General features: G+C 69.4%; 14 protein-coding genes. 8 read left to right on the top strand and 6 right to left on the bottom strand.

The window, feature by feature from the left end; all coding sequences use genetic code 11:
- Nucleotide 1 precedes the first annotated feature (1 nt).
- Genes HDC37_RS00070 through HDC37_RS00060 form a run of 3 tightly spaced genes read left to right on the top strand, consistent with a single transcriptional unit; the run spans nt 2 to nt 3,255 of the window.
- The gene (locus tag HDC37_RS00070) at nt 2–1,195 is read left to right on the top strand and encodes an acyl-CoA dehydrogenase family protein (RefSeq protein WP_179558393.1); all 1,194 of its coding nucleotides are present in this window, start codon (nt 2–4) and stop codon (nt 1,193–1,195) included.
- Between the two features lie 38 nt (nt 1,196–1,233).
- Complete coding sequence (locus HDC37_RS00065) at nt 1,234–1,686, top strand: MaoC family dehydratase (RefSeq protein WP_179558392.1); 453 nt, start codon at nt 1,234–1,236, stop codon at nt 1,684–1,686.
- Between the two features lie 48 nt (nt 1,687–1,734).
- Nucleotides 1,735–3,255: a long-chain fatty acid--CoA ligase gene (locus HDC37_RS00060; protein WP_179558391.1), complete on the top strand. Its 1,521-nt coding sequence runs from the start codon at nt 1,735–1,737 to the stop codon at nt 3,253–3,255.
- A 94-nt stretch (nt 3,256–3,349) separates the two neighbouring features.
- Here the strand turns inward: HDC37_RS00060 and HDC37_RS00055 are convergent, their stop codons facing one another.
- The 5 genes from HDC37_RS00055 to HDC37_RS00035 form a co-directional block, all read right to left on the bottom strand.
- Entirely contained in the window at nt 3,350–4,189 is an 840-nt protein-coding gene (locus HDC37_RS00055; RefSeq protein WP_179558390.1) for a PaaX family transcriptional regulator C-terminal domain-containing protein, read from the bottom strand.
- Nucleotides 4,186–4,992, bottom strand: a complete 807-nt coding sequence (locus tag HDC37_RS00050; RefSeq protein ID WP_179558389.1) for an ABC transporter ATP-binding protein — start codon at nt 4,990–4,992, stop codon at nt 4,186–4,188. Before HDC37_RS00050 ends, HDC37_RS00055 begins: the two co-directional genes overlap by 4 nt.
- The gene (locus HDC37_RS00045) at nt 4,985–5,809 is read right to left on the bottom strand and encodes an ABC transporter permease (RefSeq protein ID WP_179558388.1); all 825 of its coding nucleotides are present in this window, start codon (nt 5,807–5,809) and stop codon (nt 4,985–4,987) included. The genes HDC37_RS00050 and HDC37_RS00045 overlap by 8 nt, the downstream gene beginning before the upstream one ends.
- Nucleotides 5,806–6,600, bottom strand: coding sequence for an ABC transporter permease (locus HDC37_RS00040; protein WP_179559042.1), 795 nt, complete (start codon nt 6,598–6,600; stop codon nt 5,806–5,808). The genes HDC37_RS00045 and HDC37_RS00040 overlap by 4 nt, the downstream gene beginning before the upstream one ends.
- A 147-nt stretch (nt 6,601–6,747) precedes the next feature.
- Nucleotides 6,748–7,746 (bottom strand): ABC transporter substrate-binding protein, encoded by a 999-nt coding sequence (locus HDC37_RS00035; protein ID WP_179558387.1) that lies wholly within the window; start codon nt 7,744–7,746, stop codon nt 6,748–6,750.
- A 320-nt stretch (nt 7,747–8,066) separates the two neighbouring features.
- On the opposite strand from HDC37_RS00035, the gene HDC37_RS00030 reads away from it, so the two are divergent.
- The 5 genes from HDC37_RS00030 (at nt 8,067) to HDC37_RS00010 (ending at nt 12,694) form a co-directional block, all read left to right on the top strand.
- Nucleotides 8,067–8,873 carry a methylenetetrahydrofolate reductase gene (locus HDC37_RS00030; RefSeq protein ID WP_257021244.1) on the top strand — a complete coding sequence of 269 codons (807 nt, stop codon included), beginning with the start codon at nt 8,067–8,069 and terminating at the stop codon, nt 8,871–8,873.
- A 10-nt stretch (nt 8,874–8,883) separates the two neighbouring features.
- Nucleotides 8,884–9,768, top strand: a complete 885-nt coding sequence (gene purU / locus HDC37_RS00025) for a formyltetrahydrofolate deformylase (RefSeq protein WP_179558385.1) — start codon at nt 8,884–8,886, stop codon at nt 9,766–9,768.
- A 52-nt stretch (nt 9,769–9,820) separates the two neighbouring features.
- Complete coding sequence (locus HDC37_RS00020; RefSeq protein ID WP_179558384.1) at nt 9,821–11,230, top strand: aminomethyl transferase family protein; 1,410 nt, start codon at nt 9,821–9,823, stop codon at nt 11,228–11,230.
- A gap of 79 nt (nt 11,231–11,309) precedes the next feature.
- Nucleotides 11,310–11,888 (top strand): PadR family transcriptional regulator, encoded by a 579-nt coding sequence (locus HDC37_RS00015; RefSeq protein ID WP_179558383.1) that lies wholly within the window; start codon nt 11,310–11,312, stop codon nt 11,886–11,888.
- A 152-nt stretch (nt 11,889–12,040) separates the two neighbouring features.
- Nucleotides 12,041–12,694 (top strand): GntR family transcriptional regulator, encoded by a 654-nt coding sequence (locus tag HDC37_RS00010; RefSeq protein ID WP_179558382.1) that lies wholly within the window; start codon nt 12,041–12,043, stop codon nt 12,692–12,694.
- Between the two features lie 107 nt (nt 12,695–12,801).
- Here HDC37_RS00010 and HDC37_RS00005 read toward each other — a convergent pair.
- Nucleotides 12,802–14,157 (bottom strand): ABC transporter substrate-binding protein (locus HDC37_RS00005; RefSeq protein ID WP_306457525.1); only part of this gene is annotated, 1,356 nt, incomplete at its 5' end.

The raw sequence follows: 14,157 nt of genomic DNA, 5'->3' as shown, positions 1-14,157 counted from the left end.
CATGCCCGCGCTCGAGCCGGAGGAGGCGTTCGGGTTCGACCCGTACGCGATCGCCGCACGGCACCTCAGCCCGGCGGCGCGCGCGACGCTCGCGCGACTGCAGGCGACCCTCGACCGCGACGTGCGCCCGCTCCTGGCCGACGCCTGGGAGCGTGCGGTGATGCCCGAGGCGATCCTCGACGCGCTCATCCCGCTCGACCTCATGCAGCCCGCCGGAATGGATGCCGCCGAGGCGCGCTCGACGATGTTCTCCGGCTTCCGCAACTACGTCCTCGCCCGCACCGACGTGTCGGTCGCGACCCTGTACAACGCCCAGTCGGGCCTCTTCCGCTCCGCCGTCGCTCTCGGCGGGTCGCCCGCGCAGGTTGCCGCGCTCGATCCGCGCGTGCGGAGTTTCGAGGTCACCGGCGTCTTCGCCCTCACCGAGCCCGACCACGGCTCCGACATCGCCGGGGGCCTGTCGACCACGGCGCGCCGGGACGGCGACGCCTGGGTGATCGACGGGGCGAAGACGTGGATCGGCGGGGCCGCGGCATCCGATCTTCTCGTCGTCTTCGCCCGCGACGTCGCCGACTCCGCCGTCAAGGCCTTCCTCGTGCCGACCGATGCGCCGGGCGTCGGACTCGAGTCGATCACCGGCAAGATCTCGCTCCGGCCGATGCAGAACGCCCGCATCACGCTCGACGGGGTGCGGGTGGCAGAGACCGACCGGCTGCAGCGGGTCGACGGCTGGCGCGACGTCGCGGGGATCCTCCGGGCCATGAGGTCGGATGTCGCGTGGATCGCCGCCGGTCTCCAGGCGGGCGTGCTCGACGCCGCCGTCCGCTACACGCGGGAGCGGCGGCAGTTCGATCGCCCGCTCGGTGGGTTCCAGCTCGTGCAGGAGAAGCTCGCCCGCATGCTCGGCAACACCGTCGCCTCCCTCGCCCTCGTCGTCGAGCTGTCGGCGCATCAGGACGACTCCGGAGCCTTCGCCGACGAGAACTCGGCCCTGGCGAAGATGCAGACCGCGCGCCTCGCGCGGGAGACCGTCGCCCTCGGCCGCGAGGTGCTCGGCGGTAACGGCATCCTCCTCGCCCACGATGCCGCGCGGTTCTTCGCCGATGCCGAGGCCGTCTACTCCTACGAGGGCACGCACGAGATCAACGCCCTCATCGTCGGGCGCGCCCTCACCGGCGCCTCGGCGTTCACCTGACCACCCGCCGCTCACTCACCGCACCCAAGGAGACACCCATGACCACCACCGTCAGCTACGACGACGTCGCCGGCCTCGCCGGCACCGATCTCGGCTACACCGACTGGCTCGAGGTCACCCAGGACCGGGTGAACCTCTTCGCCGACGCCACCGACGACCACCAGTGGATCCACGTCGACCCCACCCGAGCCGCGGCGGGCCCCTTCGGGGCGCCGATCGCCCACGGCTTCCTCTCGCTGTCGCTGACGGTGAAGTTCTGGTCGGAGCTGTTCGACGTCACCGGCGTCAGCACCCGTGTGAACTACGGCCTGGACAAGGTGCGCTTCGTCTCGCCGGTGAAGGTCGGCGCGCGCGTGCGCATGACCGCCGTCATCGCCGAGGTCACCGAGGTCAAGGGTGGCTACCAGTTCGCCGTCGACCAGACGATCGAGATCGAGGGCGCCGAGAAGCCCGCCGTCGTCGCACGAGGGCTGTACCGCTTCTACGCCTGAGCGCCGTTCGGCGGCGAGTCCCGGCATCCGACTTCGGAGGAGAAGTGCATGCACAACCACGGCATCGGAGCGTGGGCGGCCACGCGCCGCCGGAAGAGCCCCGACAGGGTGGCGATCGTCGCCGGCGACGCGCAGGTGACCTATCGGGAGTTCGCCGACCAGGTCGACCGCATCTCATCGGTGCTCCGCCACCGCGGTCTCGGTCGCGGCGACGCGGTCGCCTACATCGGTGAGAACTGCCCCGAGTTCCTCGAGGTGATGTTCGCCGCGGCGCAGCTGGGTGCCGTCTTCGTGCCGGTGAACACCCGGCTCGCGCCGCCCGAGATCGCCCACGTGCTCGCCGACTCGGGCGCCCGCGTCGTGATCGTCGACCCGGCGCTCCGCGAGCGCGCCCAGCCGGGGATCGACGGGGCCCGCATCGGCGACGTCATCCCGACCGGCGAGGGCGATGCGCGGCATCCGGGACTCGATCAGCTCATCCGCACGGCGTCCGGCGGGCACGCCGACGAGGAGGTCGGCCCCGACGACCCCGCGGCGATCATCTACACCTCCGGCACCACAGGGAAGGCCAAGGGTGCGGTCCTCACCCACGGCAACCTCACCTGGGTGGCACTGAACTGCATCATCGACTACGACGTGGTCTCGACCGACATAGCGCTGATGATCTCGCCGCTCTTCCACGTCGCCTCCCTCGGGATGGGGGCGCTGCCGGTCTTCCTCAAGGGCGGCACGCTGGTGCTCGAGAAGGGGTTCGACCCGGGCCGGGCGCTGGCGCTCATCGCTCGGCATCGGGTGACGATGCTCAGCGGTGTGCCCACGACGTATCAGCTGATGGCCGATCATCCCGACTGGGCCGGCACCGACCTGTCGTCGCTGCGGAAGCTCACGTGCGGCGGATCGGCTGTGCCCACCCGCATCCTCAACGCCTACGAGGAGCGGGGGATGTCGTTCTCGCAGGGCTACGGCATGACCGAGACCTCGCCCGGGGCGACCTCGCTCGCGCCCGAGATGACGCGCGAGAAGCAGGGGAGCGTGGGGCTGCCGCACTTCTTCACCGACGTGCGCATCGCCGACGAGCAGGGCGCGATGGTGGCGCGCGGCACCGTGGGCGAGATCGAGATCTCGGGACCGAACGTGTTCGCGGGGTATCTCAATCTGCCGGATGCCACGGCCGCGGCGTTCACCGCAGACGGGTGGTTCCGCTCGGGAGACCTCGGGTACCTCGACGCCGACGGGTACCTCTTCATCGCCGACCGGCTGAAGGACATGATCATCTCGGGCGGGGAGAACATCTACCCCGCCGAGGTCGAGAACCTCATCAGCGACGTCGCCGGCGTGACGGGGGTCGCCGTGATCGGCGTGCCCGACGAGCGCTGGGGCGAGGTGCCGTGGGCGATCCTCACGGTGGCGCCGGGCACCGAGGTGTCGCTCGAGGATGTGCGGGGACACCTCGAGGGACGGATCGCGCGGTACAAGATCCCGAAGAACGTCGTCGTGGTCGACGAGCTGCCCCGCACCGCGTCGGGGAAGGTGCGCAAGGCCGAGCTGCGCACGCGCTTCGGCGGGTAGGGCGGGGGGCGCGCAGCGCCGTCAGCCCCGGGAGAAGGTGACGCACATGGCGAGGTTCAGCGCCCCAAGGTCACCATCTGCGCCACCTTCGCGCTCACCCGACGAGCGCTGCGAACTCCCGCACCGCCGGGAACGCCAGCTCACGGTGGCGGCGAGTGAAGAGCTCGAGCGAGCGCTCCGCCGGCCAGTCGGCATCCATGTACTGCGCCGGCAGCGCGGGATCGGCCCGCAGCAGCGCCAGCCAGTCGGCGACGAGCAGGATGCGGGTGGCCAGCGCACCGGGAGCGTCGGGGTCGACCTCGTCATCCCACTGGGCGAGGAACTCGTGGTGCGCACGCCGGATCGACGCGATGTCCCACGCGGTGCGCACGGCGTCCCCCATCGGGAAGCCGTCGAGCTGCCGGGCGGCGAACGCCGTCACCGATCCGGGCGTCAGATCCGGGATGATGGCGGCGAGCGCCGCAGCAAGGTCGACCTCTCCCGGGGCGATCCACAGTCCGTCGCGCAGCGGCGCGAAGCCCGACCAGGTCAGAGCCGCGCGCAGGCGGTGGCGGAGGGTTCGCTGGTGTTCGGGAACGCTGAAGGTCACCAGCGTCCACCCCTCCCCCTCCCGTTCGAACGGGGTGGGACTGTGCACGCGGTGCGACGCCTCACGCAGCACGTCGCTGCCGTGGGGGGTGAGCACGAAGCCGATCTCGCGGCCCAGGCGCCGCCGCTCGACGAGGCCGGTGTAGACCATCCGGTCGAGGTTCGTCCGCACCGCCGGGCCCGTGACCCCTGCGCCCTCGAGCACGCTCAGCAGCACGCTCGCACGCAGCGGCTCGAAGTAGCGGTCGCACACGTACTCGCCGAAGAACGCTAGCAGCAGCTGGCGGGGCTTGCGCGTGAGAAAGGTGCGGTCGGGCGGGGCCGACCGGAGGACGGGGGAGGTCACGCCACTGCGCCCGGCCTCACGGCCTCGCCGCGCTTGGCGCGCTGGATCTGCTCGTACACGTGGGTGCGCAGCTCGGTGAACCGCGGCATCGCACGCGTCGTGATCTGGTCGCGCAGGGGCGGCAGGTCGATCGCGAGATCTTCCTGCACCCAGGTCGGCGACTTCGAGAGCACCACGACGCGCTCGCCGAGGTACACCGATTCGTCGATGTCGTGGGTGACGAAGAGGATCGACATCCCGCGCTCGCGGTGAAGGGTCCGCACCAGGTCCTCGAGGTCGGCGCGGGTCTGGGCGTCGACGGCGGCGAACGGCTCGTCCATGATCAGCACCTCGGGCTGGTAGGCGACGGCCCGCGCGATGGCGACGCGCTGCTGCATCCCTCCCGACAGCTGCCAGGGGTAGCACTTGTCGGCGTGGTCCAGTCCGACGGCCCTCAGTGCGTCGTCGACGAGGCGATCGCGGTCGGCCCGCGACATCCGCTTGTGTTTCAGCGGCAGCTCGACGTTCCCGCGCACGGTCAGCCACGGATACAGCGACCGGCCGTACTCCTGGAACACCAGCGCCATGCTCTCGGGCGGGTTCGTCACGGCCTGGCCGTCGAGCTCCACCGAGCCGGCGGTCGGGCGCAGGAGCCCTGCGATGCACTTCAGCAGGGTCGTCTTGCCGCAGCCGGACGGACCGACGATGCAGACCAGCTCGCCGGCCTTCATCCGGAAGCTGATGTCGCCGATCGCCTCGACGTTCCCGGTCGCCGCCTCGTAGACCTTCTTGAGGTTCTGGACCTCGAGCAGCGTTTCAGGCACGCTCCACCTCCTTGATTCCGTGGTACCAGCGCAGCACCCGCCGCTCGACGAATCCGAAGATCGTGGCGAGCAGCACGCCGATGAGGCCGAGCAGCACGATGCCGCTCCACATCTCGGCGATGAGGTAGTTCCGCTGGAAGAAGACGATGCGGTAGCCGAGCCCCGACGAGGAGTAGAACATCTCGGAGATGACCATGAGGATCAGCGCGATCGACAGGGCCTGGCGCACCCCGGTCATGATGCGCGGGCTCGCCGCGGGAAGGACGAGATAGCGGATGCGTTCGCCCGGCGTCAGCGCGAACGAGCGGGCGGTCTCGGTCATCACACTGTCCGTCGCCCGCACGCCGTCGATCGTGTTGAGCAGCACCGGCCAGAGGGAGCCGGCGACGATCACGACGACCTTCATCGAATCGGTGGGGCCGAGGAGCACCGCCACGATCGGGATGAGGACCGGCGGCGGGATGGCGCGGAAGAACTCCAGGATCGGCTCGAGCAGTTCGCTCAGCCACCGGGTGAGCCCGATGACGAGGCCGGCGACGATGCCGACGACGATGGACAGCGCCGCACCGACGACGAGCCGCCCGAGACTCGGGAGCACGTCGGTGACGAATGCCGGCCCCACCCACGTCTCCACGAACGCTTCGGCGATGACGAGCGGGCTCGGGAAGAACGGGGTCGTGGCGAACGACGACCAGACGCCCCAGATGACGAGGAGCAGGAGCGGGAAGCCGAGGGCGTACCCGATGCCCGAACCGAGCTTGGCCCAGCGACGCGAACGGGGCTTCGGCGTCACGACGGTGCTGGTGTAGAGGGTCACAGCACTTCCTCCCCTCGCACCGACTGGTGCCACGAGAGCGAGCGGCGCTCGATGACCCGGAAGACGAGATTGATGATGAGGCCGAGGATGCCGGTGACGATGACCAGGGCGTAGACGCGCACGTAGTCGCCCGCGGACTGCGCGACGACGATCGCGCGACCGAGCCCGGGGTTTCCGATCGTCAGTTCGGCGGTGACGGCGAGGATCAGCGCGACGGCCGCACCCAGGCGGAGACCCGTCATGAGGTAGGGGAGCGCCGTGGGGAGGATGAGATAGCGGATGCGCTCGGCGCGAGGCAGCCGGAAGCTCCTGGCCGTGTCGCGGGCGACCGCGTCGACGTCGGCGACGCCGTAGAGCACCTGCACGAAGATCTGCCAGAAGCTGGCGTAGACGACGATCACGAGTGCCGCCTCGATGCGGAGGCCGAACACGAGGATCGCGAGCGGGATGAGCGCGACGGAGGGGATCGGCCGGAGGAACTCCACCGTGGTGTGGGTGGCCTTGCGCAGGAAGGGGACGAGTCCGATGATCGTGCCGAGGACGACGGCGAGCACCGTGGCGATGGCGAGGCCGATGGCCCACGCGGTCATCGTGCGGCCGATGTTGCGCCAGAACTCCAGGTCCCGGAGGTCCGCGGCCAGGCGCGCGAGCACCTCGGTGGGCGGCGGGAAGAAGCGCGGGTCGAGCAACCCCAGGGTGGGGATCAGCTGCCAGGTGACGAGGAACCCGGCGATGCCGAGCGCTCCGAGGGCGACCTTGCGGAAGGTGCGGGCGCGGCGCGCCGAGCGCAGCCGGTTCGGGGGTTCCGGTCGGGACTGCCGCGCGGGGGCGGTCGTCTCCGGTGACGGGATCACCGCGTTTTCGGACACGGGGGACCTCTCGGGGTCGAAGTAGGAAGCGGGCGGCGCGTGGGAGAACGGCCGCCCGCTCCGCGCGGACTACTGCTGCTGGATGAGCCGCGAGAAGTCGGGCTCGGCGTCGATGTAGCCGTATTCGACCGCGAGGGCGGCGAGGTCTTCGATACCGGCGCTGCCGAGGTCGGCGGTGAAGTCCGGCAGCACGATGCCGGCCGCAGCCTCCTCGGGGATCTCGAGGTTCGTCGCGATGGCGGCACGGACGGCGTCCTCGTTCTGCGAGGCGAACTCCAGGGCGTCGGCCATCGCGGCGGCGTAGTCGGCGACGAGCTCGGGGTCTTCGTCGATCTTGGCCTGAGTGGTGAAGTTGGTCAGCACGGTCAGGCCCGGGATGGTCGCCTGGTAGGGGGCCACGACCTCGACCCCGCCGCCACCGACGACGATGCCGCGGAACGGGTCGGGCACCCACGCCGCGTCGATGTTGCCGGCCTCCAGCTGGGCCTGCGCGTCGGGGAAGGCGACCTCGACGAATTCGATGGTCGACGAGTCACCGCCGGCGTCGTCGACGGCCTTGCGGATGGTGAGGTCGCCGGCGGCGCCGAGGCTGTTGACCGCCACGCGCTTGCCGGCGAGGTCGGCGGGGCCCGCGATGCCCGCGTCGCCGAGGGCGACGACGGCGTTGACGTCCTCACCCGAGGTGAGCGAGGAGGCGTAGTTGCTGAAGATCACGACGCCGAGGTCCTGCAGGTCGGCGCGGATGGGGCCGAAGGGCTGACCGATCGCGAAGTCGATGTCGCCGCTGAGGAGGGCGGGGATGGCCTGGGCGCCGCCCTGGGCGGGCACCACCTCGACGTTCAGCCCGTATTCCTCGAAGATCCCCTCGTCGATCGCCGCCCAGAGCGCACCGGATTCGGCGATGGGAAGTGCAGCAACGCGGACGTCGCGGACCTCTTCGGTCGTACCGCCACCGGCATCGGCGCTGTCGCTGGGATCTGCGGTGGGGCCGGCTGCGGAGTCGGTGCAACCGGCGAGGGCGAGTGCGGCTACGGCCATCAGGCCGAACGCGGCGAGCCTCTTCTTCATTGACGGGCCTCTCGTAGGTGTCGGGGTGGAGCCGGTCTCGAGGCGTGACGTCGGTGCTGCGTCGGGTCGTCACATCCTCGTGGCCTGACGTGTTCATGGTCGGGCAGGCGGCATCCGCTTGTCAAGACTTTCATGACGAGCGTCACCGAATTGTTGAATCAGACGCTCGGGAAATGCCTCTTGTCATTACCTATGGAGATAGTTATTGTGTTGTCGTGAGCACCGATGCTCATCGCAGAGGAAAGGACCTCGACGTGGCACGCACCACCTCCGAACATTCCGCAGCGGCTCGCCAGCTCGTGCAGGACTACTCGCTGGAGATGACGGGGAAGGACATCCCCGGTCTCCAGGAGGCGCAGGACTCGATCCCGGCCGGCACCAAGGTGAATGTGACCTTCCTCGGGAACGAGGATCTCGAGATGCGGGTGGCCGCCTCCAAGGCCGTGAAGGACGCCGGTTTCATCCCCGTTCCGCACATCTCGGCGCGGCGGCTGAAGTCCGCGGAGCAGCTGCAGGAGTTCCTCGCCCGCCTCCAGGAGGTCGGCGCCAGCGAGCACGTCTTCTCCGTCGGCGGCGACCCGGCCGAACCCGAGGGCCCCTACGAGGACTCGCTGTCGGTCATCCGCTCGGGCATCCTGCAGCAGTACGGCGTGAGGGAGGTCAGCATCGCGGGGTACCCCGAGGGTCATCCCGACATCGCCGACGACATCCTGTGGCGCCACCTCGAAGACAAGATCGCCGCCCTCGCCGAGCAGGGCCTCGACGCGGTCATCCTCACGCAGTTCGCCTTCGACACCGACCCGGTGATGGCATGGATCCAGGAGGTCCGCCGCCGCGGCATCACCGCCGAGATCCGCATCGGCACGCCCGGCCCCGCCGGCATCAAGCGCCTGCTCGGCTTCGCGCGCCGCTTCGGCATCGGCGCGAACGCCATGATCGTGAAGAAGTACGGCTTCTCGCTGACGAACCTCATGGGCACAGCGGGGCCCGACCGCTTCGTCACCGACCTCGCCGACCTGCTGGCTCAGAACGGCACGCTCGGCGATGTCAGACTGCACTTCTACACGTTCGGCGGCCTGCGCGCGACCTCGGAGTGGGTGCGCGAGTTCCGCGCCCCGCAATCCTGAGGAGTTCCGCATGACGCTGCACAACGACGCCCGGCGCGACCACGCCTGCCTGATCGTCCACGGCCCCGACAAGCCCGGGATCGTCGCGGCGGTGTCATCGCTGATCGCCCGCAACGAGGGCAACATCGTCACCCTCGACCAGTACTCCGACAACCCCGAGGGCGGGGAGTTCTTCCAGCGCGTGGTCTTCCACCGCCCCGGTCTCACCGCGACGATGCCCGCCATCGAGGCGGACCTCGCGAAGACCCTCGAGCCGCTCGGCATGACGTGGGTGCTCACCGACCAGTCGGTGCCGAAGCGCATGGCGATCCTCGCCTCGACGAGCGACCATTGCCTGCTGGAGCTGCTGTGGCGCCACCGCCGCGGCGAGCTTCCCGTCACGATTCCGATGGTCATCTCCAATCACACCAACACCGCCGAGGACGTCCGCTCGTTCGGCATCCCGTTCGTGCACGTGCACTCGCAGGGGCCCGACAAGTCCGCCGCCGAGGCGGAGATCCTGAAGCTGCTCGACGGCAACGTCGACTTCGTCGTGCTCGCGCGGTACATGCAGATCCTGTCCGAGGACTTCCTGGAGAAGATCGGCGTGCCGGTCATCAACATCCACCACTCCTTCCTCCCCGCCTTCATCGGCGCGGCGCCCTACAAGAAGGCCAGGGAGCGGGGCGTGAAGCTGATCGGCGCGACGAGCCACTACGTCACCGCCGACCTCGACGAGGGGCCGATCATCGAGCAGGACGTCGCCCGCGTCGACCACCGGATGACCGCCGCCGACCTCCAAGCCCGTGGCGCCTACGTCGAGCGCGCCGTGCTCTCGCGCGCCGTGCAGTGGCACGCCGAGGACCGCGTCATCCGTCACGGCAACCACACGATCGTCTTCAGCGACCGCCCCTGACGATCCCCCGCACCCTCCCGAAGACCACCTACCGAACAGAGAGGTTCCACCCATGGCAGAGAATCTGCAGCAGCTGCTGGACGAGAAGGGAAACCCGGTCGAGTTGCTCCGCAACTCCCAGATCGGCTCCTACATCTACCCCGTCGTCCCCGCTGACTTCCAGAACTGGATCAAGGAGCAGAAGGCCTGGCGCGACACCGCGGTCCTGTACGACCAGTCGCACCACATGGACAATGTGTTCCTCCGCGGCTCCGACGCGATCAACCTGATCCGCGACACCGCGATCAACTCGGTCGAGGTCTTCCCCGTCAACCGCGCCAAGCAGTACGTGCCGACCACCGCGTCGGGCCACGTCATCGGCGACGGCATCCTCTTCCACGAGGAGGAGGACCAGTACGTCTACGTCGGCCGCGCGCCGGCGTCGAACTGGCTGATGTTCCACGGTGAGACCGGCGGCTACAAGAACCTCGAGATCGAGGTCGACCGCCGCTCCCCCTCGCGTCCCTACGGCGACGCGGTCTCGCGCCGCTACTACCGCTTCCAGATCCAGGGCCCCGCGGCGTGGAAGGTCATCGAGAAGCTCAACGGCGGTCCCCTCGAGCAGCTGCGGTTCTTCGCCATGTCGACGATGAACATCGAGGGCATGAACGTCCGCACGCTCCGCCACGGCATGGCCGGCGCCCCGGGCCTGGAGATCTGGGGCCCCTACGCCGACCACCACCGCGTCCGCGACATCATCGTCGAGGCCGGCGCCGAGTTCGGCCTGGTTCCCGTCGGTTCGCGCGCCTACCCGTCGAACACGCTCGAATCGGGATGGATCCCCTCGCCGCTGCCCGCGATCTACACCGGCAAGGAGGAGCAGGCCTACCGCGAGTGGCTCGGCGTGGACAGCTACGAAGCGACGGGCACGCTCGCCGGCTCGTTCGTGTCGGACGACATCGAGGACTACTACCTCACCCCGTGGGAGCTCGGCTACGGCTCCTTCGTGAAGTTCGACCACGACTTCATCGGGCGCGACGCGCTGGAGAAGATCGACCCCGCCACCCAGCGCAAGAAGGTCACGCTGGCCTGGAACGCCGAGGACCTCGGCCGGGTGTGGTCATCCCTCCTGGATGTCGACGGCCCGAGCTACAAGTTCTTCGACTTGCCGCTGGCCAACTACGGCTCGGCGAACTACGACTCGGTCGTGGACGCCGACGGCACCGTCGTCGGCTTCTCGATGTTCACCGGGTACAGCGCCAACGAGAAGCGCGGCCTGTCGCTCGGGACCGTCGACCCCGACGTCCCCGAGGGCACCGAGCTGAAGGTCGTCTGGGGCGAACCGAACGGCGGCTCATCGAAGGCGTCGGTCGAGCCGCATGAGCAGACCGAGGTCCGCGTCGTGGTCTCGCCGGTGCCGTACTCCACGGTGGCCCGCCAGACCTACCAGGGCGGATGGCGCACCGGCTACAAGAACGACTGACCGTGAGGGCGAAGGGGCTCGGGTGCGTGATGCCCGGGCCCTTTTGCTACCCTCACCCCAGACACCGGCAAGGAGCTTCATGAGTCTGCGATACGCCCTGCTGGCGATCCTCCGGGTCGGCGCCCTGTCGGGTTATGACCTCCAGAAGCAGTTCTCCCTTTCGGTCGGTCACGTCTGGCACGCCCCCGACTCGCAGATCTACCCGGAGCTGCGCAAGATGGAGCAGGAGGGCCTGGTCGAAGCCGAGGAGCAGACCCGCGGCGAGCGCGGCCGTCGACGGCTCTATCACGTGACGGATGCCGGCGACCGGGCCTTTCTCGATTGGATGACCTCGCCGCTGGATTACCAGCGGGTGCGCGACCCCGCGCATCTGCGCGCCGCCTACCTCGAGACCACGACGCCCGACGCGGCACGGAGCTTCCTCGAGCGTCACATCATCACCTGGTCGGCCGAACTGGCGCAGTGGGAGGGCGAGCTCGAGCGCATCGACGCGCTGAGCAACCCGATGCTCGTCAGACGCCTCGCGGTCACCCCCGACGAGGATCGCGAGCGCACGATCGCCTACAAGCGCTTCGCGTACGAGGGCCTCGTGGAGCGCGCCCGCGGCGAGATCGAGTGGGCCCGTCGCGGCCTCGACCTCGTCGACCGGGTGGGCTGAGCCGTTCCCTCTGCAAGGCTGGATTGGCGACATAATCCTCGGCGATCTCGTCGGCAATCCCCGTTTCGGAGTACGCTCGGATCGTACGTGGGTGATCCTCTTCCGGGGATTCTCCGCGCGCCCGGGTCGACGTCGACGGAGAGGTGGAGCGGATGACCGACACAGACGTTCTGGATGACGCTCCCGCGCGCCCAGACCTCACCCAGCGGATCCGCGAGGCGATCCTGAATGCCGACTTCGCGCCGCATCAACGGCTCATCGAAGCCGACCTCAGCGAACGCTTCGAGGCCTCGCGCGCGTCGGTCCGCAACGCCCTGCTGAACCTCGCCGGAGAGGGCCTGGTGGAGCGCCTGCCCAACCGGGGTGCGCGCGTGCGCGCCATCAGCGTCGACGAAGCCGTCGAGATCGTCGAGGTGCGGGTGGGGCTGGAGTCCCTCTGCGCCCGCAAGGCCGCCGAGAACCTGACCGCCGCGGGTGAAGCGGAACTCCGCGCCATCCGCGACGGCATCGAGGAGGCCGTCGCCACCGGCAACCTCGTGGAGTACGCCCGGCTCAACCAGGAGATGGACCGGTGCCTGCGTGAGGAGAGCGGCCACGCGACCGCGACGCAGCTGCTCGAGCGGCTTCGGGCCCAGTCGGCACGCCACCAGTTCCGCCTGGCCTTCCACCCCGGACGGGCCTCGCAGTCGGCACCCGAGCACATCGCGATCATCGACGCCGTGCTGGCCCGTGACCCCGATGCGGCCGACACCGCCACGCGAGCTCACCTGAACGGCATCGTCGGGGTGCTGCGCACGCTCGGCTGACCTCGCGTCGCCCGCCGCGCACGAGCGCGCGCAACCCGTCGCCCCCCGGCGCACGACGAGGCGCGCCGCCCCGGAAGGGACGACGCGCCTCGCGACGGGATGACGGGTTACTCGAAGGTCTCCACCGTGTCGTACCCGCGTCCGTTGTACTTCTGCACCACGACACTCGAGACGGCGGGCTGCCCGTCCTCGGTGGTGTCGACCGCGGTGCCCTCGAGCATCAGCGGTGCCTGGTAGTCGGAGACCGTCCGCAACGCCTCCATGAAGTTCTCGCGCGTCGGCTCGGTCATCTCACCGAACACCTGCTCGAGGGTGCCACCGATCATGTAGCTCCACATGCAGTGCGGGAACGCCGGCATGTCGGGGTAGTCGGCGTACTCGGCGAGGTTGGAGAGGAAGTTCTGCACGTCCTCGTCCTCGGCGTAGGCGGGGCTTGCGGGAGCCTTGGCGAACGACACCGAGTAGACGCCGGGGAACGCCGTCGCCCCGCCGGGCTCCAGGATCGCCGTGGGGCTGGAGGTGTTCGAGGGCAGGAACCACGACGGGAGCCAGCCGAGCTCCTGCGCCTTCTGCAGCGAGGAGATCACCAGCGGGGTGATCGACATCGCGTTGAAGAAGACGTCGGCGCCGGAGGCGGCGAGTTCGGTCAGCTGCGCGTCGACCGAGGTGTCGGTCGCCTCGTAGGTGAGCTCCTCGACGACCTCGACGTTGTCGGCGCCCTCGATGGCCTCCTTGAAGCCCTCGACGTAGCCCTCGCCGTAGTCGTCGTTCTGCGCGAGGATGGCGACCTTGTGGTCTTCGCCCGACGCCGCCAGCAGCTCGCCGAACGCGGCTCCCTCGTTCTGGTAGATCGGAACGAATCCGAGCTGCCAGGGGCTTTCCGCAGTGTTGGAGAACAGCGGGTCACCGGTCATGATGAGCACCTGGGGCACCTCATCGTCGATCGCCGCCTCGCGCCACGCGCGGTTCGTCGGCGTGCCGAGGCCGGAGGTCATCGCGAACACGCTGTCCTTCAGCTGCTCGAAGTTCGCCGCGGCCTGCTGCGGGTCGTAGGCGTCATCCAGGGCCTCGATCTCGACGGTACGAGTGTTGCCGTCACCGAACTCGATGCCGCCCGCGGCATTGGCCGCGCCGAAGTACGCCTCCAGGCCCGCCACCGTGCACGTGCCGGGACCGGCGGTCGGTCCCGACAGCGGCGTGGTGATGCCGAGCGTGATGCTGTCGTCGGTGATGCCGGGGCTCGCCGTGACGGCGTCGCCTGAATCGTCACCGCCGCCGGTGTTCGCGCCGCGGGCACATCCCGTGGCGACCAGCGCGAGGATGCCGATACCGGCGACGACGGTCGTCACCCGCGTCCGGCGTCCCCACTGGACTGACCCCGTCTTGTAGGTCCAGTCGTTGTGTGAGTCGTCCTGTCGCCCGAGGGTTCGGGCAGGGAGACTGGTCAGATCATGACGAACAGC

Origin of the sequence: Microbacterium sp. AK009 (genome assembly GCF_013410955.1) — a bacterium.
GTDB lineage: Bacteria > Actinomycetota > Actinomycetes > Actinomycetales > Microbacteriaceae > Microbacterium.
This window is presented reverse-complemented; position numbering and strand designations above follow the sequence as displayed.